18 protein-coding genes and 1 tRNA gene are annotated in these 23,984 nt (G+C 49.1%); 12 read left to right on the top strand and 7 right to left on the bottom strand.

Features of this window, described 5'->3' with window-relative positions; translation table 11 throughout:
• Positions 1-26 precede the first annotated feature (26 nt).
• The 3 genes from hldE to RAHAQ2_RS03080 form a co-directional block, all read right to left on the bottom strand.
• Complete coding sequence (gene hldE, locus RAHAQ2_RS03090) at positions 27-1,454, bottom strand: bifunctional D-glycero-beta-D-manno-heptose-7-phosphate kinase/D-glycero-beta-D-manno-heptose 1-phosphate adenylyltransferase HldE (protein ID WP_015695852.1); 1,428 nt, start codon at positions 1,452-1,454, stop codon at positions 27-29.
• Positions 1,455-1,541: 87 nt separating this feature from the next.
• Positions 1,542-4,379, bottom strand: a complete 2,838-nt coding sequence (gene glnE / locus RAHAQ2_RS03085; protein WP_015695851.1) for a bifunctional [glutamate--ammonia ligase]-adenylyl-L-tyrosine phosphorylase/[glutamate--ammonia-ligase] adenylyltransferase — start codon at positions 4,377-4,379, stop codon at positions 1,542-1,544.
• A 57-nt stretch (positions 4,380-4,436) separates the two neighbouring features.
• Positions 4,437-5,744, bottom strand: coding sequence for a CYTH domain-containing protein (locus RAHAQ2_RS03080; RefSeq protein WP_037040584.1), 1,308 nt, complete (start codon positions 5,742-5,744; stop codon positions 4,437-4,439).
• A gap of 279 nt (positions 5,745-6,023) precedes the next feature.
• On the opposite strand from RAHAQ2_RS03080, the gene RAHAQ2_RS03075 reads away from it, so the two are divergent.
• The gene (locus RAHAQ2_RS03075; RefSeq protein ID WP_015695849.1) at positions 6,024-6,644 is read left to right on the top strand and encodes a TIGR04211 family SH3 domain-containing protein; all 621 of its coding nucleotides are present in this window, start codon (positions 6,024-6,026) and stop codon (positions 6,642-6,644) included.
• Between the two features lie 131 nt (positions 6,645-6,775).
• Positions 6,776-8,011, top strand: a complete 1,236-nt coding sequence (locus RAHAQ2_RS03070; protein ID WP_015695848.1) for a multifunctional CCA addition/repair protein — start codon at positions 6,776-6,778, stop codon at positions 8,009-8,011.
• A 76-nt stretch (positions 8,012-8,087) separates the two neighbouring features.
• On the opposite strand, the gene bacA is transcribed toward RAHAQ2_RS03070, so the two are convergent.
• A complete protein-coding gene (gene bacA / locus RAHAQ2_RS03065) occupies positions 8,088-8,912 on the bottom strand; it encodes an undecaprenyl-diphosphate phosphatase (protein ID WP_037040598.1) in 825 nt (274 codons plus the stop codon).
• A gap of 186 nt (positions 8,913-9,098) precedes the next feature.
• On the bottom strand, positions 9,099-9,455 hold the full coding sequence (gene folB / locus RAHAQ2_RS03060; RefSeq protein ID WP_015695846.1) for a bifunctional dihydroneopterin aldolase/7,8-dihydroneopterin epimerase: 357 nt from the start codon (positions 9,453-9,455) through the stop codon (positions 9,099-9,101).
• A 107-nt stretch (positions 9,456-9,562) separates the two neighbouring features.
• Between folB and plsY the strand changes: the two genes are divergently transcribed.
• Positions 9,563-10,192, top strand: a complete 630-nt coding sequence (gene plsY / locus RAHAQ2_RS03055) for a glycerol-3-phosphate 1-O-acyltransferase PlsY (RefSeq protein ID WP_015695845.1) — start codon at positions 9,563-9,565, stop codon at positions 10,190-10,192.
• 195 nt (positions 10,193-10,387) lie between these two features.
• Here plsY and tsaD read toward each other — a convergent pair whose 3' ends face one another.
• The gene (gene tsaD / locus RAHAQ2_RS03050; RefSeq protein ID WP_015695844.1) at positions 10,388-11,401 is read right to left on the bottom strand and encodes a tRNA (adenosine(37)-N6)-threonylcarbamoyltransferase complex transferase subunit TsaD; all 1,014 of its coding nucleotides are present in this window, start codon (positions 11,399-11,401) and stop codon (positions 10,388-10,390) included.
• Positions 11,402-11,717: 316 nt separating this feature from the next.
• Here tsaD and rpsU point away from each other — a divergent pair, with 316 nt between their 5' ends.
• From rpsU to rpoD, 3 genes are all read left to right on the top strand, one after another.
• Positions 11,718-11,933, top strand: coding sequence for a 30S ribosomal protein S21 (gene rpsU / locus RAHAQ2_RS03045; protein WP_001144069.1), 216 nt, complete (start codon positions 11,718-11,720; stop codon positions 11,931-11,933).
• Positions 11,934-12,068: 135 nt separating this feature from the next.
• Positions 12,069-13,817 (top strand): DNA primase, encoded by a 1,749-nt coding sequence (dnaG, locus tag RAHAQ2_RS03040; RefSeq protein ID WP_014333815.1) that lies wholly within the window; start codon positions 12,069-12,071, stop codon positions 13,815-13,817.
• A 303-nt stretch (positions 13,818-14,120) separates the two neighbouring features.
• Positions 14,121-15,959, top strand: coding sequence for an RNA polymerase sigma factor RpoD (gene rpoD / locus RAHAQ2_RS03035; protein WP_013573945.1), 1,839 nt, complete (start codon positions 14,121-14,123; stop codon positions 15,957-15,959).
• Positions 15,960-16,040: 81 nt separating this feature from the next.
• Here rpoD and mug read toward each other — a convergent pair whose 3' ends face one another.
• Complete coding sequence (gene mug, locus RAHAQ2_RS03030; RefSeq protein ID WP_014333814.1) at positions 16,041-16,538, bottom strand: G/U mismatch-specific DNA glycosylase; 498 nt, start codon at positions 16,536-16,538, stop codon at positions 16,041-16,043.
• A gap of 143 nt (positions 16,539-16,681) precedes the next feature.
• Between mug and RAHAQ2_RS03025 the strand changes: the two genes are divergently transcribed.
• The 6 genes from RAHAQ2_RS03025 (at position 16,682) to RAHAQ2_RS03000 (ending at position 23,820) form a co-directional block, all read left to right on the top strand.
• Positions 16,682-16,758 (top strand) — tRNA-Ile (locus RAHAQ2_RS03025).
• Between the two features lie 939 nt (positions 16,759-17,697).
• Positions 17,698-18,327 carry a hypothetical protein gene (locus tag RAHAQ2_RS03020; RefSeq protein WP_014333812.1) on the top strand — a complete coding sequence of 210 codons (630 nt, stop codon included), beginning with the start codon at positions 17,698-17,700 and terminating at the stop codon, positions 18,325-18,327.
• A gap of 223 nt (positions 18,328-18,550) precedes the next feature.
• The gene (locus RAHAQ2_RS03015) at positions 18,551-19,210 is read left to right on the top strand and encodes a hypothetical protein (protein ID WP_014333811.1); all 660 of its coding nucleotides are present in this window, start codon (positions 18,551-18,553) and stop codon (positions 19,208-19,210) included.
• Positions 19,211-19,441: 231 nt separating this feature from the next.
• Positions 19,442-19,825: a hypothetical protein gene (locus tag RAHAQ2_RS03010; RefSeq protein ID WP_014333810.1), complete on the top strand. Its 384-nt coding sequence runs from the start codon at positions 19,442-19,444 to the stop codon at positions 19,823-19,825.
• A gap of 1,204 nt (positions 19,826-21,029) precedes the next feature.
• On the top strand, positions 21,030-22,442 hold the full coding sequence (locus RAHAQ2_RS03005; protein ID WP_014333809.1) for a mannose-1-phosphate guanylyltransferase/mannose-6-phosphate isomerase: 1,413 nt from the start codon (positions 21,030-21,032) through the stop codon (positions 22,440-22,442).
• A gap of 13 nt (positions 22,443-22,455) precedes the next feature.
• Positions 22,456-23,820, top strand: a complete 1,365-nt coding sequence (locus RAHAQ2_RS03000) for a phosphohexomutase domain-containing protein (protein WP_014333808.1) — start codon at positions 22,456-22,458, stop codon at positions 23,818-23,820.
• Positions 23,821-23,984 lie beyond the last annotated feature (164 nt).

Here is a 23,984-nt window from a genome sequence, read left to right as displayed (position 1 = left end):
AGATAACCTGATTAAGGCGGAGGAAATCAGTCCTGCGATTTGATTTGATTGATGATTTTGGTGGTAGAAAGACCATCTTCAAAATTCAGTACGCGCACTTCGCCGCCATTCGCCCAAACTTCCTGACAACCGGCAATTTGCTCAGGCTTATAGTCGCCGCCTTTCACCAGCAGATCCGGCAAGATGCCGGCGATCAAACGCTGCGGGGTATCTTCTTCGAAAGACACCACCCAGTCGACAGCGCCCAGCGCGCCCAGCACGATCATCCTGTTTTGCAACGTATTCACCGGCCGGGTTTCGCCTTTCAGGCGTTTGGTCGAGGCATCACTGTTAACCGCGACAATCAGACGGTCGCCCAGTTTACGGGCGTTCGCCAGATAAGAAACGTGTCCGGCATGCAGAATGTCGAAGATGCCGTTGGTCATCACGACTTTCTCACCGCGCTGACGCGCCATCGCCACGGCCGCTTTCAACTGTTCTTCATTCATCACGCCAAAGCCGACGTCTGAACGTCCGCCGATAGCATTTTCCAGTTCAACCGGAGAAACGGTAGAGGTGCCGAGTTTCCCCACCACCACACCGGCGGCAGCGTTCGCCAGGAAGCAGGATTCCTCCAGCGTATTACCAGCGGCCAGGGCAGCAGCAAGTGTGCCGATCACCGTGTCACCGGCACCGGTCACGTCATACACTTCCTGCGCCTGCGTCGGCATATGGAATGGCGCTTTGCCCGGCTGCAACAAGGTCATACCGTGTTCAGAACGGGTTACCAGAAGCGCAGACAGTTCGAAATCGGCAATCAGCTGCATACCGCGGGTGACAATTTCATCTTCGTTTTTACAACGACCCACAACGGCTTCGAATTCGGACAGATTGGGCGTCAGTAAAGTCGCACCACGGTAACGTTCGAAATCAGATCCTTTAGGATCAACCAGCACCGGTACGCCGGCTTTTCTCGCCAGTTGGATCATTTTCTGCACTTCAGTCAGTGCACCTTTGGCGTAGTCTGACAGCACCAGTGCGCCACTTTGTGGTAAAGCCTGTTCGATCTTGGTCAGCATTGGCTGGAGATCAACACCTTCAAAACCTTCTTCAAAGTCGAGGCGGATCAGTTGCTGGTTACGGGACAAAATACGCAGTTTAGTGATGGTCGGATGCGTGGATAACGCCACGAAATCGCAGTTTACTTTCACTTCTGCCAGACGCTCACTCAGGGCACGCGCAGCATCGTCTACGCCGGTCAGACCGATCAGACGTGAGGAAGCACCGAGAGACGAAATGTTCATCGCCACGTTAGCTGCACCGCCAGGTCGCTCTTCGATGGTACTGACCTTCACCACCGGCACCGGAGCTTCCGGAGAAATACGATTGGTCGGGCCATACCAGTAGCGGTCTAACATTACATCACCGACGACCAGCACACCTGCGCGGTGAAAATCAGGCAAAGTCACTTTCATCCCAAGACTCCAAAACAGATAAATCAAATCGGGTAAACACAATGCGCCGGATAATATCACAAGCGCCTGTTACCCGAATAAAAACCCTCAGCCAAGCCAGTTTGCCCAGCTGGCGCGGATTTGTGCGCGCTCAGTGGCAAAGCTGTCTGCGGCCACTTTCCCGCTGTGTTCCTGCAACGCCAGATGATGAATTTCATCGCGCAATGTCACGTAAGCCTGCGTCAGATGGCGTGCTTCCTCTTCCGGCATGATGTCATGTCGCGCCATCAGTTCGAAAATCCGCACGTTATCAGACCAGCGGGTCAGTTTCGGCTCATCATGCGCGAAACGCAGAACCAGATATTGTGCGATGAATTCAATATCCGTTATGCCACCCGGATCGGCTTTCAGATCAAACTCGTCGGCTCTTTTGCTGCCCAGATGGGCATACATTTTCTCGCGCATTTCACGGACTTCCTTACGCAAGCCGTCGGCATCGCGCTGGCGGCAAAGAATGTCGCGACGCGTGGCATTAAATTGCTGCGTCAGTTGCGGATCACCATAAACCACACGCGCGCGAACCAGCGCCTGATGCTCCCATGTCCAGGCTTCGTTGGCCTGATAATCCGCAAAAGCTTCGATGGTGCTGACCAGCATGCCGGAGGCACCGGAAGGCCGCAGACGCGGGTCAACCTCATAAAGAATGCCTGACGACGTACGGGTGCTGAATAAATGCATGATGCGCTGCGCCAGCCGCAGATAAAACTGACGCCCGTCAATGCTGCGTTCGCCGTCGGTCATGACTTCCGGCGCGCAATCGAGCAGGAAGACCAGATCCAGATCCGAGCTGTAACCCAGCTCCCAGCCACCGAGTTTTCCGTAACCCACCACGGCAAAACCGCGCCCTTCACGGTGCTGAAGATGGGTTGGCTGACCGTATTTTACGACCATTTGTTCCCACGCCTGTTGCACCACAACGTCGAGAATGGCCTCCGCAAGGTAGGTTAAATGGTCACTGACTTTCATCACCGGCAACGCACCGGAAATATCCCCGGCCGCGATACGCAAATGCTGTGCCTGTTTGAACTGGCGCACGGCTTCAAGCTGTTGTTCTTCGTCTTCGGTTGGCACCCGCATCAGATATTGCCGCAGTTCATCACGGTACGCGCCCGGCTCAATCGGCTGGTAAAGCGTGCGCGGGTCGAGCAGTTCGTCGAGCAATAAAGGATGACGCGCAAGTTGCGTCGCCACCATCGGCGAGGCAGCGCACAGACGTATTAACTGTTTGAGCGCACCGGGATATTCCACCAGCAGCTCGATATACGTCGTGCGCGTGACGATATTGAGCAGCAACTGCATCAGGCGCTGTAACGTCACATCCGCATTTTTATAGGTGCAGACCTGGGCCAGTAAACGCGGCATCAGCAAATCCAACTGATCACGCCCACGTGGCCCTATCGTGCGTTTATCCACGTCACGGCGAAAATCAGCAATCTGATGTAAAACATGCCGTTGCGCATTTTCGTCAAGTTGCGGCACCAGCGGAGCCAGCTCGTCAGGCTCAAGCGTATCAATCCATAAACTGCTGAACCGGGAGAGTTGCACGTCATCTTCGGCATCTGGCGTGTCATCGCCAATCAGATCGTTAAATACCGAGCGTACGGCCTGCATGTGAGCATTCACTGCATCCAGAAGCTGCGGCCAGCCAGCGTAATTCATCCCCCACGCCAGACGCGCCTGATTCAGCTCATCGGACGGTAAGGTTTGCGTTTGCTCGTCAGCAATGGCCTGCAACAGGTTTTCCAGACGTCGCAGGAACAGATAGCTGTTACGCAACTGCAACACCTGCTCTACCGGCAGCAGCCCCAGATTTTCCAGCGCCTGAAGCGTTGGCAACAACGCACGCTGCTGCAATGCCGGTTCACGACCGCCACGGATCAGCTGAAATACCTGCACGATAAATTCAATTTCACGAATACCGCCTGCGCCGAGTTTGATGTTGTCTTTCAGACCACGGCGGCGTACTTCGCGGGCGATCATGCCTTTCATGTTACGCAGGGACTGGATCACACTGAAATCGATATAACGGCGGAAGACAAAAGGCATCAGCATTTTACGCAATTCCTGACTGCTGATGTCCTCCGCGCCGCCCATCAGACGCGCTTTCACCATTGCGTAGCGTTCCCAGTCGCGCCCCTGTTCCTGATAATAATCTTCCAGTGCCGGGAAGCTCATCACCAGCGGGCCACTGTCGCCGAACGGACGCAAACGCATGTCCACGCGATAGACAAAACCGTCGATAGTGGGCTGATCCAGCGCTTTGATCAGACGCTGGCCGAGCCGGGTGAAAAATTGTGCGTTATCCAGTTCACGCCGACCGCCGCGTGTCTGGCCATTTTCCGGATAAGCAAAAATCAGGTCGATGTCCGATGAGAAATTCAGCTCGCCACCGCCGAGTTTGCCCATCCCGAGGATCAGCATTCTCTGCGGTTCCCCTGCGGCATTGACCGGCGTACCGAACTCGCGACAGCAAGCGGCATACAGCCAGTCACGGGCGCTGACAATCAATAATTCCGCCAGTTCACTCAGCTGGTGAAGCGTATCTTTTGCTTCGCTGGTTTGCGCGGACTGTGACCACGCAATGCGGGTCAGAATACGGCGGCGGAACAGACGCAAAGCTTTCATTAACCCGGCTTCGTCAGTCACCTGCGTCAGCGATTCATCCAGCCACTGACGGTAAAGTTGCCACTCCTGCGCCTGAGGGGGATTTTGGACAATTTCATGCCACCACTGCGGAAAAGCCAGCAAACTGTCCGTCATGAATTCACTGCTGCTCAGAACGGCCAGCTGTTCATCATCGGGGAGGGGCAGGTTTTCAGGATGTTCACGCCAGCGTTCAGGCAAACTCTGCGCGTGGCTTTGCAAAACAGAAGAAAGTGGCAACATGAAGTCAGATTCCTTGCAAAAAAAAGCCCGGGCAATTTGCCCAGGCTTATCAGTCAATTAACGAGGTTGTCCGTTTAACCAGAAAGCATCCATCATTACCGCGTGGGAACGGGCCGAATCCTCCCACGCATGTTGCTGCTGAACGATGGCCTGTTGCAGTTCCACCCAGCCGGCAATGTACGCGGCGACCTCTTTTTCAGGGTAAGCCCCGGCCAGCAAATGGAAAGTAATGATCTGGCGTTTCAGGCGTGCCAACTGGTCGCGATAGCCTTCTTCCGTCAGCGGTTGCGCAAAGGCTTCTTTCAGATCGGCGGCAGTGCGGCCGAGCATGATGTCAGCAAAGCGCTTGAAGGAACCTTCCAGTTTCTTCGCAGATTTATCATCAATAAACGGTGTCCAGCCTGATGTTACCAGCCACGAAGTAAGCACTAACTTGCATTTCAGATATGCCGCGCCGTAACAGATTTCCTGCGCATCCGCCGATTTCTGTTCCAGCGCCGGCACCAGATCGGTCAGCAAGTTACGCAGCTCAGATGAGGCCTTACGCGGCACCAGTCCGCCGAAAAGCACCAGAACCTGACGTACAGTTTCCACGGCCTGCAACACGGTCAGACGCGCGGTCTTATCGCCGCGAACCCACAATTCTTCGTGATATTGCCAGTGATCCAGCGCCAGTTCGAACATCGCAGACATGGCCTGTTCAACCGTGGCTTTCGCTTTCGCTTTAAACACCGGCAACGGTTTGATGTCACGCGCAGGATTGCCCTTCGCCAGATGATAACCACGCGCCGCCTTGCTGAAACCGCCCTGACGCAAACCGCCGTGAGCGCCAATTTCAGCCGCCAGCGCCAGTAAATCGGTGGTGTTGCCTTTTTTCAGTTCAAGCTCGATTTCGGCCAGTGGTTCGGTCAGTTCGCCGGCCACCACTTCGCCCTGATCTAACCCAAGTTCAATCTCGCTTTCGCCGTAAGTGATCACCCACTTCTCACGGGTGAAATCCGTGCGGAACAACGGTGCGAGTTCTTTCTGTAACGCAGCGGGTTTGCACCCTTCCGGCCAGATATCCTTCGGGAACGCGCTGAGTTTCAACACCGGCTTTTTCAGCTCAACGTTGTATTCAGGACGCTGATGCAGCCCCCCCACCACTTTTCCGCCGGTTTTGATGGTCATTTCATATTGATCGTCAAAACCACGGATACGCAAACCGATGTCGTGGGAACGTAAATAGTTTTCCGCAGTCTCAAAATAGATGTTGGTCAGTTTCGAAGGCGCGGTGTGCTCACTGTGAAAACCAGCGAGTTGCGAAGGTAATTCGGCGATTGCCGCCGGGGTGGCGATAAATTTTAATTCTATTTCTACGGTCATATGAGTCTTCACACCGATTCTTTGCTGCCAAAAGGGATTAACGCGTCGCTGCAATTCTATCATAAGCACAGCGCGCAAGCCGCATGTTGCGGGATTGTAAGATAGTTCTCATTCCGGTTTATACATTGCGTCGTCACACTGTTGCCCTTACTATCGGTCTCCAACTTTTAGTACCTGTATGAGTGCAATGGCCGGACAGTGGCGGTTGCCAGAAGACGTATCCCGATAAAACGGATCCACACTTCACGTTCCCTAAATTCACAAAGAAACGATGAAATAATGCAGAAATTACGCCTAATTGGTTTCGCTTTGCTTGGTTTAAGCATGACATGGGGCGCTCACGCTGATGAGAAGCGCTATATCTCCGACGATTTGATCACCTATATCCACAGCGGACCGGGTAATCAGTATCGCATCGTAGGCACCCTGAATGCCGGTGAAGAAGTCACCCTGCGCAGTGTCAACGACAGCACGAAATACGGTGAGATTGTTGACTCGAAAGGGAAAACAGCCTGGATCCCGCTTGATCAGTTAAGCAATGTGCCGAGCCTGCGTACCCGCGTTCCGGATCTGGAACAACAGGTGAAAACGCTGACCGACAAGCTGACCAATATTGATTCCAGCTGGAACCAGCGCACGGCACAAATGCAGGCCAAAGTGGCTTCCAGTGACGGTATTATCGATGGCCTGAAGAAAGAAAATCAGGACCTGAAAAATCAGCTGATCGTAGCGAAGAAGAAAGTTGACGCCGTGAATGTACAGCTCGACGACAAACAAAGAACCATTATTTTACAATGGTTTATGTATGGAGGCGGTGTCGCGGGTGTCGGTCTGGTGCTGGGTCTGGTGTTGCCACATCTGGTTCCGCGTCGCAGGAAAAAAGATCGCTGGATGAGCTGAAGGCTCAGCATCCTGAATCGTTTCCCTAAGGCACTTCGGTGCCTTTTCGTGTTTCCATCAATCAGGAAATCTTCAGCGCAACTTTGCTATGATGAAGACAGAGTCCTTTGGCTAATTTCAGGAGTTATCGCGTGGAGATTTACCTGGTCGGCGGCGCAGTCCGAGACAGTTTATTAAACCTGCCTGTGTCTGAACACGATTGGGTCGTGGTGGGCGCAACGCCTGAATATATGCTCGAAAATGGCTATCAGCAGGTGGGTAAAGATTTCCCGGTCTTCCTGCATCCGGTCACGCACGATGAATATGCGCTGGCCCGTACTGAGCGGAAATCTGGCTCCGGTTATAATGGTTTTACCTGTTATGCCGCGCCGGATGTCACGCTGGAACAGGATCTGATGCGTCGGGATCTGACCATCAATGCCATCGCTAAAAATCAGGACGGCGAACTTTTCGATCCTTACCACGGCCAGCGTGATATCGAACAGCGCCTGTTGCGCCACGTTTCCGATGCTTTCGGCGAGGATCCGCTGCGCGTTCTGCGCGTTGCCCGCTTTGCTGCACGCTTCGCGCATTTAGGCTTCACGGTCGCCCCGGAAACGCAGACGCTGATGCAACAGATGGCGGAAAGCGGCGAACTGGAAGCCCTGACACCGGAGCGTGTGTGGAAAGAAACCGAGAAAGCGTTGCAGACGCAGGATCCTCAGGTCTTTTTCCAGGTACTGCGCGATTGTGATGCCCTGAAAGTGTTGTTCCCTGAAATCGATGCGTTATTTGGCGTGCCTGCACCAGAGAAATGGCATCCGGAAATTGATACCGGCATACATACGCTGATGACGCTGAAGATCGCCAGCACTCTGACGCCTGACATCGATGTGCGTTTTTCGGCGCTTTGCCATGATTTGGGTAAAGCGCTGACGCCACCTCAGTTCTGGCCCGCCCATCACGGTCATGGCCCGGCAGGGGTGAAACTGGTGGAAAAACTCTGCCAGCGGCTGAAAGTGCCAACGCACATTCGTGATTTAGCGAAACTGGTCGCGGAGTTCCATGATCTGATTCATACCGTGAATAAACTGCGTCCGGAAACCCTGTTAAAATTGTTCGATACCATTGATGTGTGGCGCAAACCGCAGCGCCTTGAGCAGATGATTATGACCAGCGAAGCCGATGCGCGTGGGCGTACAACATTTGAAAATAACCCGTATCCGCAAGGCGATTACCTGCGCGAAGCCTTTGAAATTGCCAGCAGCGTTTCAAACAAAGAGGTTCTGGATGCGGGTTTCCAGGGCATGGCTATCCGTGATGAACTCAGGAAACGCCGCACTCAGGCGCTGGCCGACTGGAAACACACTCAGGACGTGGCGATTTAGACGCTACTTTTTTCATAAGAAAAGCCCCGCACGGTGAATAACCGTCGGGGCTTTTTATTGCCTCAGGGAAGCAAAATCAGGCAATAAAGACGTAATACACCGCAATTGCCACGAAGAAACGGTAAATCGCAAACGGGATAAACGAAATACGTTTAATCACGGCCAGGAAGGTTTTAATCGCAATCAACGCGACAATGAACGCAGAGACAAAACCTGTTACGAACATGGGCAGATCAGCCAGTGTCAGGAAGCTGTAACTCTTGTACAAGTCCAGAGCCGTCGCGCCCATCATCATCGGTACCGCCAGCAGGAATGAAAATTCAGACGCCGCAAAACGGCTGATCCCCATTAACATCCCGCCACTGATGGTCGCCCCTGAACGGGAGAACCCCGGCCATAGCGCCAGACACTGAAAAACACCAATCATAAACGCCTGAAGGTAACTGATATCATCCAACCCCTCGGCACGCGGTTTTTTGGGTTTCAGCAATTCAGCGGCAATCAGCAGCACGCCGCCTACCACCAGCGAATACATGACGAATTTCGGCTCGAATAACGATTTAATCTGTGAGTGAAACACCAAACCAATGACGGTTGCGGGGATCATACCCAGAATGATATGCAGTAAATTTAAACGCCGGGTACCCGTACCTTCGTGCACGGGTGGCTTACCAAAGTGCAGGCCAATCATGCTGAACAGACGACGCCAGAACATCACGACCACGGCCAGAATTGAACCTAACTGGATAACGACTTCAAATGATTTTGAGGTATCTCCGGTAAAACCAAGAAGATTGCCGACAATAATCAAATGACCGGTAGAAGAAACAGGCAAAAACTCGGTGAGTCCTTCAACCACCCCCAAAATAGCCGCAACAAGCAAAGAATGACTTTCGACGATCATTATCGCACCCTACCCTTTAAAAGATCCGCTGATGGGAAATATGCTTACAATACAGACAATAAAAAAGCGGCATCATGCTGAGCCGCTTCAGTAAAGAAACCCCGGCAATCCGGACTTTCCTTTTAACGCTTCTTTATGACATTAAATAGACAAGCATTTTCTAAATTGTATCCATGACCGGATTTAAAAACGCTTTCCACGCTCAATAATCACACCGACATTCGCCGCCTGAGCGACGGCGCCCGGTTTGCTGAGTTTAATCCGAACCCATGGAGAATTGAACCGGCTCAGCAGTAATGTCGCAACTTCTTCCGCTACGCGTTCAACCAGCGCAAAATTTTGTGAAGAAACATGTCCGATCACCGCATCACTGACGTCAGCATAGCTTAAACAATCATTCACATCGTCACTGGCAGCGGACTTTCGGTTATCCCAGGCCATTTCGATATCGAATACCAGTTTCTGTTTAATGGTCTGCTCCCATTCGTAAGCGCCAATGGTAGTGATTACATTTAGTTGCTCAATAAATACGATATCCATCACGTGATTCTCTGTTTTTGGCCCAGCCGGATACCACTTCCAGCAGAAAATGCGTATTATCCATGGATGTTGCGATTAAAACGACCCTTATTAGACGGAACGGCTTTATGAGTGCTACCGCGCTTGGAATGATTATTTTCGCCTACCTTTGCGGCTCGATTTCCAGTGCGATTCTGGTCTGCCGGGTAGCCCGCTTACCCGATCCGCGCACAGCGGGTTCAGGCAATCCCGGCGCCACCAACGTTTTACGCCTTGGTGGCCGTCTGGCCGCAGCGGCTGTTCTGATTTTCGATGTCCTCAAAGGCATGTTGCCGGTCTGGCTGGCATATCGCCTGAACATTCCGCCTATGTATCTTGGCCTGACGGCCATCGCGGCGTGTCTCGGCCACATCTATCCGGTCTTCTTCCATTTTAAAGGCGGCAAAGGTGTTGCCACGGCGTTTGGCGCTATCGCCCCTATCGGCTGGGACTTAACCGGCCTGATGACCGGCACATGGCTGCTGACCGTGCTGCTGAGCGGTTATTCTTCGCTGGGCGCGATTGTCAGCGCACTGATAGCGCCTTTTTACGTCTGGTGGTTCAAACCGGAGTTCACCTTCCCGGTCGCCATGCTTTCCTGCCTGATCCTGTTACGCCATCACGACAATATTCAGCGTCTGTGGCGTGGGCAGGAAGGAAAAATCTGGGACAAACTGAAGAAGAAACGTAAAGCGGCGAAAGAAGATAAGACCGAATAACCGGTACATTCCAGACAAAAAAACGACCTCATGTGGGTCGTTTTTTTATTGGTTTTTTAACTCATCCAGCCTGACTGAGCGGGAGCGAGACAAGGCGTCAGGAGACCTGAAAGCGCAGCATACTCAAGTATGTGAGCATTTCGGGTCGATGCAGCAACGCAGTCGCAGCCCCGCTCAGACTGGCAGGGGCCTGACTCAGACTGGTGGAAGCTCAGCGAGAGGCCAGCGAGGGCGAACGGTGACGCCTAGTTCAGGCGTTGCACCGCTTTTCAGCCGCACCATGCCCGCATAGGCGATCATCGCGCCGTTATCGGTACAAAATTCAGGACGTGCGTAAAATACCTGACCGCCGCGTTTCGCCATCACTTCCGCCAGTTTGGCGCGTAATGTGCGGTTAGCGCTGACGCCCCCGGCCATCACCAGCTGTTTAAAACCGGTCTGATCCAGTGCGCGTTTGCATTTGATGGCCAGCGTATCCACCACCGCATCTTCAAAAGCGCGGGCAATATCGGCGTGCGTCTGAGGGTCGCTGTCATTGCCACGAATGGTATTGGCAGCAAAAGTTTTAAGGCCGGAGAAACTGAAATCCAGCCCCGGACGGTCGGTCATCGGACGCGGGAAGGTAAAGCGTCCGGCAACGCCCTGAGCGGCCATTTTTGACAGTAATGGCCCGCCCGGATAATCAAGGCCGAGTAATTTAGCTGTTTTATCAAAGGCTTCACCAGCAGCATCATCAATGGATTCGCCGAGCAAGGTATATTCGCCGATCCCGGTAACGCTGATTAACTGCGTGTGTCCGCCGGAAACCAGCAGCGCCACAAACGGGAAATCAGGTGGATTATCTTCCAGCATAGGTGCCAGCAAATGGCCTTCCATATGATGCACCGGCACCGCAGGCACGTCCCAGGCAAATGCCAGAGAACGCCCGATGGTTGCGCCCACCAGCAACGCCCCGACCAGGCCAGGGCCAGCGGTATACGCCACGCCATCGATATCCTGAGCGGTCAGCCCGGCTTCTTTCAGCGCGGCCTGAATCAAGGGTACTGTTTTACGTACATGGTCACGCGATGCCAGCTCAGGCACCACACCGCCGTAATCTGCATGCAGTTTTACCTGACTATACAGCTGATTGGCTAACAAACCGGCTTCGCTGTCATAAACTGCAATTCCGGTTTCATCGCAGGACGTTTCAATACCCAGTACTCGCATCACTCTTTCCATCATGTTTTCGCGCTAACTCGCGGCGCGCAGTTTAGCACACAAGCTTCTGCGGGTGCTGCACCGGAGTGGGAATTCCTCGTTTCACAGGCCAATTAATGTCGAGCAATTTCGATTGATTGGTATATAATCGCCGCCCGACGCAAAAGCGAGCGCACAATGTTGCAGAAGGGTTGCAGAAAGCGCCTGTTTCAATTTGCCGTTATGCTTTACAAGACGAGGCGAATTGGAGTAAAATTCCGCACCATTTTGAAATGTGCTGGTACAACATCAGCAAACAAACCGATTTTATCGAGGTGAGAGGCACATGCCTGTAATTAAAGTACGTGAAAACGAGCCGTTCGACGTAGCTCTGCGTCGCTTCAAGCGTTCCTGCGAAAAAGCAGGTGTTTTGGCAGAAGTTCGTCGTCGTGAATTCTATGAAAAACCGACTACCGAACGTAAACGCGCTAAAGCATCTGCAGTAAAACGCCACGCCAAGAAACTGGCTCGCGAAAACGCACGCCGCACTCGTCTGTATTAATCTTCGGGGGCAACCCCAAATCGCGTGATTTGCAATATTAAGAACGCGCAGACTGCGTAGTAGCATACGAAGGCCGTGCTTTCCGAAAGGAATGCGCGGCTTGTTCTCGTTTATAGGCTAGTGAGTAAGGGGCTTATGGCTGGGAGAATTCCGCGCGTATTTATCAATGACTTGCTGGCTCGCATCGATATCGTCGATTTGATCGACGCTCGGGTAAAGCTCAAGAAACAGGGTAAAAATTATCACGCGTGCTGCCCTTTCCACCATGAGAAAACACCCTCATTTACCGTAAATGGCGATAAGCAGTTTTATCACTGTTTCGGCTGTGGTGCCCACGGCAACGCCGTCGATTTCCTGATGAACTATGACAGGCTTGAGTTTGTCGAAAGCATTGAGGAACTGGCGACAATGCAGGGTTTGGAAGTGCCGTACGAAGCAGGCATCGGTCCAAGCCAGATGGAGCGTCATCAGCGTCAAAGCCTCTACCAGTTGATGGCACCGCTTAGCGAGTTCTATCAGCAATCACTTAAACAGCCTGCAGGAGCTCCCGCACGGGAATATCTTGCCCGGCGCGGTTTAAGTGAAGACGTCATCAGTCATTTCGCCATTGGTTTCGCCCCACCGGGTTGGGACAACGCATTAAAGCGTTTCGGTAAAAATGCCGATGATAAAGCGTCTCTGATTGATGCCGGTATGTTGGTCACCAATGACAATGGCCGCAGCTATGATCGTTTCCGCGAACGGGTGATGTTTCCTATCCGCGATAAGCGTGGCCGCGTGATTGCCTTTGGCGGCAGGGTTCTCGGCAATGATACGCCGAAATACCTGAACTCACCGGAAACCGAAATTTTCCATAAAGGCCGCCAGTTGTATGGCCTGTATGAAGCACAGTTAAAGCATCCGACGCCGGCGCGTTTGCTGGTGGTTGAAGGGTATATGGATGTCGTCGCACTGGCGCAGTTCGGCATTGATTACGCCGTTGCCTCATTGGGCACATCCACAACCGCTGATCATATTCAGCTGATGTTCCGCAGCACAGATAACATCGTTTGCTGTTACGACGGTGACCGCGCGGGACGTGAAGCCGCATGGCGTGCCCTGGAAACGGCATTACCGTATCTCAATGATGGCCGTCAGTTGCGTTTTATGTTTTTACCCGACGGCGAAGATCCGGACACGCTGGTGCGTAAAGAAGGCAAAGAAGTGTTCGAACAACGAATGGAACAGGCCATGCCGCTGTCCACTTTCCTGTTTGATTCGCTGTTGCCACAGGTAGATTTGAGCAGCCCTGACGGGCGCACCAAATTGAGTATGCTGGCATTGCCGCTGATCCGTCAGGTTCCCGGTGAAACGTTACGGATGTATTTGCGTCAGCAGTTAGGGAATAAGCTCGGTATTTTGGATGACAGCCAGTTGGAAAAGCTGATGCCTAAACAGGCAGAAAGTAGCAATGTCTATCAGGCGCCCCAGCTAAAACGCACAACCATGCGTATACTTATAGGGTTACTGGTACAAAATCCACAACTGGCTACACTTATACCCTCACTGCAAGGTTTGGAGCAAGCGAAGCAACCAGGGCTGGATCTTTTCAGGGAGTTAGTGACCACTTGCTTAGCCCAGCCGGGGCTGACAACGGGCCAGTTACTGGAACTTTATCGCGACAATAAGTTCTACCAACAGCTTGAAACTCTGGCGACATGGAACCACATGATCGTAGAGGACATGGTCGAGGAGGAATTTCGCGCCACGTTAGCCAGCCTGTATGACTCGATTTTAGAGCAGCGGCTTGAAACTTTGATTGCAAAAGCCAGGACGCACGGCCTGAGTCCTGAGGAACGGACCGAAGTCAGTTCCCTGAATCAGGTGTTAGCGAGAAAGAGTTAATATTTATAACAAGAACATATATTTACCCTGAATAATTCGAGTTGCAGGAAGGCGGCAAACGAAGAGTCCCGATGAGCTTACACAGGTAAGCGATTCGGGTAATAAGAGCAGCCAACGCATCTGCGTCTCGAAGTATGACGGGTAAAACAGAAAACACGGCTTAAGTGCCGATAAAAAGCGGGGCACGGCCCTGCGCAGAGCCGCCCTGGTGGGCCGCGGCACAATAAACGCCCCTAACGTTATTGTTGGCGATGTTACCCGACCGACACCAACCCAAATACTCTGAAGTGTGGATACCGTCTTATGGAGCAAAACCCGCAGTCACAGCTTAAGCTACTTGTCACCCGTGGTAAGGAGCAAGGCTATCTGACCTATGCTGAGGTCAATGACCATCTGCCGGAAGATATCGTCGATTCCGACCAGATCGAAGACATCATCCAGATGATTAACGACATGGGCATCCAGGTACTTGAAGAAGCACCGGACGCTGATGATTTGATGCTGGCCGAAAACCGCCCTGATACCGACGAAGACGCTGCAGAAGCGGCCGCGCAGGTATTGTCCAGCGTTGAATCCGAAATTGGCCGTACCACCGACCCTGTGCGTATGTATATGCGCGAAATGGGTACCGTTGAGTTGCTGACCCGTGAAGGCGAAATCGACATCGCCAAACGTATCGAAGACGGTATCAATCAGGTCCAGTGCTCCGTTGCTGAATATCCTGAAGCTATCACCTATTTGTTAGAGCAATATGACCGTGTAGAAGCAGGCGAAGTTCGTCTGTCTGATCTGATTACCGGTTTTGTTGATCCTAACGCTGAAGAAGAAATCGCGCCAACTGCGACTCACGTGGGTTCTGAACTGACCACTGAAGAGCAGGATGATGACGACGAAGACGAAGATGAAGATGACGACGCTGAAGACGACAACAGCATCGATCCGGAACTGGCTCGCCAGAAGTTCACCGAACTGCGTGAACAGCATGAAGCGACACGTCTGGTCATCAAGAAAAACGGTCGTAGCCACAAGAGCGCAGCAGAAGAAATCCTGAAGCTGTCCGATGTGTTCAAACAGTTCCGTTTAGTGCCAAAACAGTTCGACTTCCTGGTTAACAGCATGCGTTCCATGATGGATCGCGTTCGTGCTCAGGAACGTCTGATCATGAAAGTGTGCGTTGAACAGTGCAAAATGCCGAAGAAAAACTTCGTCAATCTGTTCGCCGGTAACGAAACCAGCGATACCTGGTTTGATGCGGCTCTGGCAATGGGTAAACCCTGGTCTGAGAAGCTGAAAGAAGTCACCGAAGACGTACAGCGCGGCCTGATGAAACTACGTCAGATCGAAGAAGAGACTGGCCTGACTATCGAACAGGTTAAAGACATCAACCGTCGCATGTCGATCGGCGAAGCGAAAGCCCGTCGCGCGAAAAAAGAGATGGTTGAAGCAAACTTACGTCTGGTTATTTCTATCGCGAAGAAATACACCAACCGTGGTCTGCAGTTCCTTGACCTGATCCAGGAAGGTAACATCGGCCTGATGAAAGCCGTTGATAAGTTTGAATATCGCCGTGGTTATAAGTTCTCGACTTATGCAACCTGGTGGATCCGTCAGGCTATCACCCGCTCTATCGCCGACCAGGCGCGTACCATCCGTATCCCGGTGCATATGATTGAGACCATTAACAAACTCAACCGTATTTCCCGTCAGATGCTGCAAGAGATGGGCCGCGAGCCGACGCCGGAAGAGCTGGCTGAACGTATGTTGATGCCGGAAGACAAAATCCGCAAAGTGCTGAAAATTGCGAAAGAGCCAATCTCCATGGAAACGCCAATCGGCGACGATGAAGATTCGCATCTGGGTGATTTCATCGAGGATACCACCCTCGAGCTGCCGCTGGATTCTGCAACTTCTGAAAGCCTGCGTTCTGCAACGCATGACGTTCTGGCTGGCCTGACCGCACGTGAAGCGAAAGTTCTGCGTATGCGTTTCGGCATCGACATGAACACTGACCACACGCTGGAAGAAGTGGGCAAACAGTTCGACGTTACCCGTGAACGTATCCGTCAGATCGAAGCGAAAGCGTTGCGTAAACTGCGCCACCCAAGCCGCTCCGAAGTGCTGCGCAGCTTCCTGGACGATTAATCGTTCTCAGGCTGTCAGCCGTTAAAAAGCCCCGCCTTTCTCTGGAAATGGCGGGGCTTTTTTATTGTCTGAAGTTAAGGCTCAAGAATTCAGCGCATCGTAAAGTTCGCGGTAAGATGCGGTCAGTTCCTCTAACGTCGCACGGTTCAGGCCGCTGGGATTAGGCAGCACCCAGATCTCTGTGTCACCGATTTTCAACGCCTGACGTCCCCAGTTCACCTTGCTGACGCCAAACGCTTTACTGAATGCCTGTTTGCCTAAAATGGCTAACGCGCGTGGCTGATGGCGCAGGATCTTCCCTTTTAACACTTCGCCGCCTTCGCGCAATTCATCGCGCATCAGCTCACTGGCTGCCACCGTCGGACGCGCCACCAGCGCCGTGATACCGCAACCAAAATCCTTTAACTGCTGCCACTGTTCCGGCATTAACTGACGCCCGGTAAATCCTGCCTGATGGATGACCTTCCAGAAACGGTTGCTGCCATTAGCAAAAGGATAGCCCTTGTGGGCTGACGAAAGACCGGGATTGATGCCGCAGAACACAACTAAAAGATCGTCGGCAATAATATCTGTAATCATTATTCTCTCTTAAGATGTATTTGCCTGAGTTATAGGTAAAAAAACGCTGTGAACACAACAGACTAAAACTGTGCACAAAACGCGCATACAGACCGAACACATATAGACCTGTAAGCAGAGTTTACCGTATAATCCCGCACCTCGGCCCTTTAGCTCAGTTGGTTAGAGCACGCGACTCATAATCGCTTGGTCGCTGGTTCAAGTCCAGCAAGGGCCACCAAATAAAACAAGGACTTACGCTAAAACGTGAGTCCTTTATTTTTTTATGGGATATGCGGGGGAATATTTTAGAACGATAAAATGTCCCGCCGCACTTGCTGCAGGAGGCCAAATCCCCCCGTTAATGCTAATGCCCGGGTACCTTCGAACCACGTCGATAACGCAAGCCCCCCTAACCGAGTCAACTGAAGCCAAATTTTTTTAGCTCATGGATTTCAAGTAATTATCGGTTTAGTTTTTTATCATCCCCCTGATTTCAATTCAGCGTTTGAGCTGACGAAAATTAGGGAGAAGTGACAATCTCAATGATGAATTAGCCAATATCATTAAATTGGCTATGGGATGGAGTTGCAATCCAGGTAAATGAGGCATTTCTGGCCTTCCACCTAAAAACATTAACTCATTCATATTAACCCCCCTCTGCGAATGATTGCACATGCAATTAATCTCAAACACTCTGCCCTATTTCATCGAGCTTTAACAGATTTAACTAAACAATAACAAACAATAAAAGAAACTGATAAAAAATCACATTAAATGTTAAGAATTAATAATAAGCAATCCAAAACTAAAATCAAATTGATTATGAGTGTTTTTATTTATTGCTATAAATCAAGCAATTATATAAAACAGCACAATTTGATAAATCATTAAAATCTTATATATTTACGACTTTACTGATAAATATTTTTAATAAAAACGAGACTTATCTCATTGATTGCATGACAAAACAGTATTTTTGTGGCCTTTAAAATAACAAAAATAATCCGTCCTTTTTATGTAAGGATGAGCTTTTATAAACATTTTTGGAGGGGAAGATAGCATTTGCACAATACTCAAAACGGATAATACTTATCTCGTTCTTGAACAAAACAACACAGTCAATTGGCTTGAAATATGGTTTCCGTCATTCAAACATACTGAAAGGAAATATAAAACCATGTCTTCCTATTCTATTTCTGTTAAAAACTCTAGCGGCGGTGCTGCTAATGTCGCCATCTATCAAACTTACCCTAATCTGGTTACCGGTTTGCCATTGGTATGGCTACTGCAGACGGTCAACGATGGCAATACTAACAGCTATAACTGGTCAATCGACTGGGCGCTGAACTGGGGTACAACTGAACAGCCATTAGCCCCTGGTGTTCTCTGGAGTTCGGGTGGCCCGATCCAAAATATGAATCCTACGGCCAGTGGCGGAAAAAACGCGATGGGGGTTACTTACACCAATGGCCAGTTCCAGACACAGCCGACGGCATATAATAATCCGGAGGTTGCTTCCGGCAGCATGCTGGTAAAAACCGATTCAACATTCACTGTCGGGCAATCCAAAGCGATGAGTCTTGCTGTTTACATGAATTCCCTGCCTGCATTCGCGATGCAGGGGAAACCCAATGGTAACTTCATGTTTGATACACATCCGACATATTGGATTTGCACTACAGATTCAAAAATAGGTGTTGCTGTTTCAGGAACATTTGTCAGCAGCCCGCTGCAGTTCGCCTTCGCTGACGGAATAACCTCATTAAGTTTTGAACTTAATGATACGTTGCAATTTGTTCCGCTCTGATAGCGTCATTTTTCCGAAAGGATATTTGTAGCGCTTTTATTCACAGCTATAGTCTTAGAAACCAATCTGAAGGAAACGACAGGTTGGTTTTTTGAAAATAACAGGGTGGCCTGAGTTTCATACATTGATAGAAACCAGTTTATTATAATTTATTCCCTGTCATGAACATCCGATCACATTGAAAGCACTGTCGTCTAAGCTTGTCTTAAGAAGGAACCCTATTGTGACTTATTCAGTATCCGTGGCTAATAAGAGTGGCCTGCAACAAAATGTGGCCGTATATTTAGGTGACTCTGCAGATAATAATGACTTTTCACTTGTCTGGTGGTTGAAGCCGATCAATAACAGTGGGAACGCTACCTTTTCATGGGATGAAAACGACTATGGGTTAGGCTGGGGAAATACCAGTGAACACATTGATATTGGCGTGAAATTTTCTCAAGGGCAAGATCCCACACCCGCATTTCCGAATGTTGCGGGGGGTGACAATGTACTGCCCGTTTCCTTTAACAATGCCGGTTTTTTCTCAGGTGTGCCTTATTCAGACAATAAAATTACTAACAAATTAGAAATCTCAACCGATTCAAGCTTTACGGTTTCCGATTCCCTGACCATGGCCATTGCTCTGTTTATCAACAAGTTGCCTACAATAATCATGCAGGGAAGCCCTAATATGACTTATTACTTTATGATACCTAAATTGTCGTATTATTTGGTTGTCACCGATTTTAAACAGGGGGTCGTACTGCCTGCCATGGATCCGATGTATGACTGTAATACATCGGGGCGTAGCGTGGGCAAGCCGGTTAAAATCGCCTTCGGTGCAGGAGCAACAAACTTAGCTTATACGCTGGATGGCTCTCTGAATTTCATCGCTAATTAAGGTGTTTTTTAAATTGTGCCAGGCATTAATTTTCTATTTTTTGGGTGATGGTCTACGGAGATTCCCCGTTATATTTATTATTAATTAATGCTGAAGATAATTTAATTAATTATTCATACAAAAAATTCTTCACTGACTTCTTTCGCCAGAGAACAACGGAAAATTGAGTTGTTACAACAAACCTCTGCATTTATTGCAGATTACTGTACATGGTAAACAAGGACATATTTTATGAAAATAAAACATTTTTTCCGCTCCCTGACCGCTGGCGTTATTCTGAGTTCGCTGACTGCCTTGTCTGCACCTGCTTTTGCCGTAGACCTGCCTTTCAGTGCCAATTGCCAAAATCATTCGGCCATTGCGGTAGCGGCACCCAATACCGGGATTACATTCCGTAAAAACCCTAACAGCACGGCAACCCGCGCTGCAACCGCGACAGTCTTCAGTATTCACGGACTGCATAATATTACTATTCCGGCAAATGTTGTTTCGTGTTTCTATGCCGTACAAGGCAATGATAACTACTGTTTCCAGGCTTCCAATAATGCTGCTGCGTTCGCCAACATCAACGCGGTTGCCAACACGAATACCGCCGCCGCACCAAGCTGTCAGTAAACGCATTATCTTTTTTAGAAACGACAGGTGATAAAGTATTATCTTAGTTACCGTCCGGAAATATCCGGGCGGTAGTTAGCCGAAAATAAAACACTGTTTTCTATCCAGATGTGTGCTGGTTTTTTTAATCTTCAGGATAAATAATCAGGTTCAGAGCGAGCTTATGTCAGTTCAGACTACCACGACGCTGACTACCACCGCTTTCTGCGGCGGCGTGAGCGTATCTGTGGCTGGCACCTGACAAAACAGCGCTCACCGCTCCCCGCCAGACCGGGCGTGTGGATGCGATGTGTGACAACACGTGCAGACTCGATTATTACAGCGCGAGCAAGCCCAACGCAGAAACAGCGAAAGACACCGGCAACGAGAGAACGAAGTCAGCCCGAACTGCTTGGCGGGTCTGAGCGGTAACGACATCGTGACAAAAAATGTCAGCATCATAGTGAAGAGCCCGGCAAACGCAGGCCCGGCCCCTTGCTTACATCTGTGTATGGCTCTGGTTCGAACACTAAAAACGAGCCAGATCGCATGTTCTATATGGCTTCATACATACTTTTTAAAAGTTTAAAATATCAACATGGGATATCGGTGATGGCATCAATAAACGATCAATTTAAATTACATAGCTTACTAATAATCGAGTATGGATTTGACTCTTTATAAAACTCAGACCGTTAATGTCCCTTCCCTTTCAGATATTTACTTGTTTATAAACAGGAAAATTACGGCAAGAGATATTTAAGCCTAACTTGTTTAATAAATAAGCACTTGTTTACATCAATGCGCACACGGATTATACGCAGTACTTCATCCAAACAGTGCAAACTCATGATTAAACGGTTCTGAATTAACAAATGGACAATACCTTGCCAACTAACTACTGTTCATTATTTAACTCTTTCAATTTAACCCAAATTTAGGAATATAATGATTAGCACTTGTAATCATCCCTCACTAGCCTGAAAATTAGCATCAGCGCCCCATTTTGACTTCCGTCAGTGCTGGAGCACCTATAAGATGAATCTTATCTCAATTATTGTGAAAATCTTTAGGCTGTATGCCACCAACCCAGAGTACTACCCAGCATATCGGCAGCTGTTGAGCTGAGGGCGGTAGCGTGGTCGTTTTTTATGAAAAACCTGTCTGTTGAACTCAAAAACAGGCCGCTAATATTAATAAGTGATTGAAATATAAGGAATTATCGATGTTACTCCCTGTAATTATGGCTGGTGGTACAGGCAGTCGTTTATGGCCGATGTCACGGGAACTTTATCCTAAACAGTTCCTGCGTTTGCATGGTCATCTTTCTATGTTACAAGAAACAGTAGAAAGACTAAATGGGCTAGACGTTCGGGAACCCGTGGTTATTTGCAATGAAGAACATCGTTTTTTAGTTGCTGAACAATTGCGCCAGATTGATAAATTATCTCAAAATATAATATTAGAACCTGTGGGAAGGAACACCGCTCCCGCAATAGCTCTGGCTGCACTCAATGCCATTGCTGACGGTAGTGATCCATTAATGCTTGTCCTTGCTGCAGACCATATTATTAATGACTCCGAGGCATTCCATCAGGCCATTGCTTTTGCCACGCCTTATGCTGAGAAGAACAGCCTTGTAACTTTCGGAATTGTCCCTACTGGCCCAGAAACCGGATATGGTTATATTCAACGGGGGGAGGTATTTGGCAATAATTCGGAATTATTTAAAGTTAAGCGTTTTGTTGAAAAACCTAATGAAAAAACAGCAGAAGAATATATAAACGCTGGTGAGTATTACTGGAACAGTGGCATGTTTATGTTCCGGGCAAAAAAATATCTCGAAGAGTTAAAAAAATATCGCCCAGATATATTAGAAGCTTGTGAGCTAGCAATAGAGAAATCCAATAAGACTGATTCGTTTACTAATATTGATAAAGATTCTTTCATGGCATGTCCCGACGAATCTGTGGATTATGCAGTAATGGAAAAAACGGATGAAGCTGTTGTAGTTTCTCTGAATGCGGGCTGGAGTGATGTGGGTTCATGGTCTGCACTTTGGGATGTGAGTGAAAAAGATAAGCTGAATAATGCCATTACAGGTGATGCTTTTCTTCACAATACCAAAAACTGCTATATAAACACTGATGAAAGATTAGTTGCTGCTATTGGTGTAGAAAACTTAGTCATTGTCAGCACTAAAGATGCCGTACTCGTTGTTGATAAAAATAAGGTTCAGGACGTTAAAAAAATCGTCGAATTCCTGAAAGCTGAACAACGTAGTGAATACAGAAAGCATCGTGAATCTTACCGTCCATGGGGACGGAGTGATGCAATCGTGCAAGAAAAAAGATTTAACGTTAATAGAGTGACGGTCAAACCGGGTGGCGCATTCTCCAAGCAGATGCATCATCACAGGGCTGAACACTGGGTGGTATTATCAGGGACGGGCAAAGTTATAATTGAAGGTAAAGAATTCCTGTTGACTGAAAATCAGTCGACTTTCATCCCTGTTGGGTCCTTCCATAGCCTCGAAAATCCAGGGAAAATTCCCCTGGAACTCCTTGAAATACAATCAGGTTCATATTTAGGTGAAGATGATATCATCCGCATTCAGGATCAATACGGTCGCAATTAAACTGGAGTTTTAAATGTCTGCATTAACATGTTTCAAAGCTTACGACATTCGTGGCCGTCTTGGCGACGAACTTAACAGTGATATAGCCTATTCTATTGGCCGGGCATTCGGCCAATATATGAATGCAAAAACTGTCGCCATTGGTGGTGATATTCGTCTTAGCAGCGAAACACTTAAAGCCTCTCTGGCTGAAGGTTTACAAGATTCTGGCGTGAATGTTATTGATCTTGGTGTCACAGGCACTGAAGAAATTTATTTCTCTGCATTTCATCTCGATATTGATGGCGCAATTGAGGTCACGGCCAGCCATAATCCGATGGATTATAATGGCATGAAGCTAGTCGGTCGCGGTGCAAAACCAATAAGTGGAGATTCAGGCCTGAATGATATTCGCGATCTTATTGAAAAAGGTGAATTTAAAACTTTTGCAACTAAAGGAAATTATTCAAAAAGGTCTTTACTCGATAGCTATATCCATCATCTGATGTCCTATATTGATGTCAACAACATCAAACCGTTGAAATTGGTGGTAAATGCTGGCAATGGTGCTGCCGGACATGTCATCGATGCTATCGAAGAAAAGTTTAGCCAACTCAATGTCCCCGTTGAGTTTATTAAAATCAATCATGCCCCTGATGGGAACTTCCCAAATGGTATCCCTAATCCATTATTACCTGAAAACCGTGCAGCTACCGCTGACGCTGTTAAGGAATATAAAGCCGATATGGGTATTGCCTGGGATGGTGATTTCGACCGCTGCTTCCTTTTTGATGAAAATGCAGATTTTATTGAAGGTTACTATATTGTCGGCCTGCTGGCGGAAGCATTCCTGACTAAAAATAAAGGTGCCAAAATAATTCATGATCCACGTTTGACCTGGAATACCGTAGAGGTTGTTCAACAGGCAGGTGGCATTCCGGTAAAAAGCAAAACAGGTCATGCTTATATTAAAGAAAGAATGCGTGCTGAAAATGCTATTTACGGCGGTGAGATGAGTGCCCACCACTATTTTCGCGATTTTGCCTACTGTGATAGCGGTATGATCCCTTGGCTATTAGTTATCGAGCTTATTTCCTCCAAAGGGACTTCATTGTCAAAGCTTGTGCACGAGGCGATGCAAGCTTACCCGTGCAGTGGTGAGATAAACTTTAAAGTTTCCAATGCTAAAGACATACTTATCAGAATTGAAAAGGCATTTGAAAGCGATGCGGTATCGATTGATTTCACCGATGGATTGAGCATTGATATGCCTGAATGGCGTCTAAATGTGCGAACTTCTAACACCGAACCTCTGTTACGCCTCAATATAGAAAGCAGGGGTAATCCTGAATTGGTTTGGCAAAAAGTGGCAGAAGTAGAACACTTGATTAAAATGTAGTGCTCACGTCTAAGGTCATTAGAATAACATTAAGATATTTTATCATCGGTAGAGGTCATTATCTAAAGTTCCATAAAGACACTCAAGGTCATCAATGATAAAGGAAATGAGGGGCTGTATAGTTATAGTTCCTCTGCTTACGACTTACGAACCTGTAAGCCTGG

The organism is Rahnella aquatilis CIP 78.65 = ATCC 33071 (assembly GCF_000241955.1).
Taxonomy (GTDB): domain Bacteria; phylum Pseudomonadota; class Gammaproteobacteria; order Enterobacterales; family Enterobacteriaceae; genus Rahnella; species Rahnella aquatilis.
The sequence above is the reverse complement of the archived record's forward strand: the minus strand, read 5'-3'. Positions and strand labels throughout refer to the sequence as shown.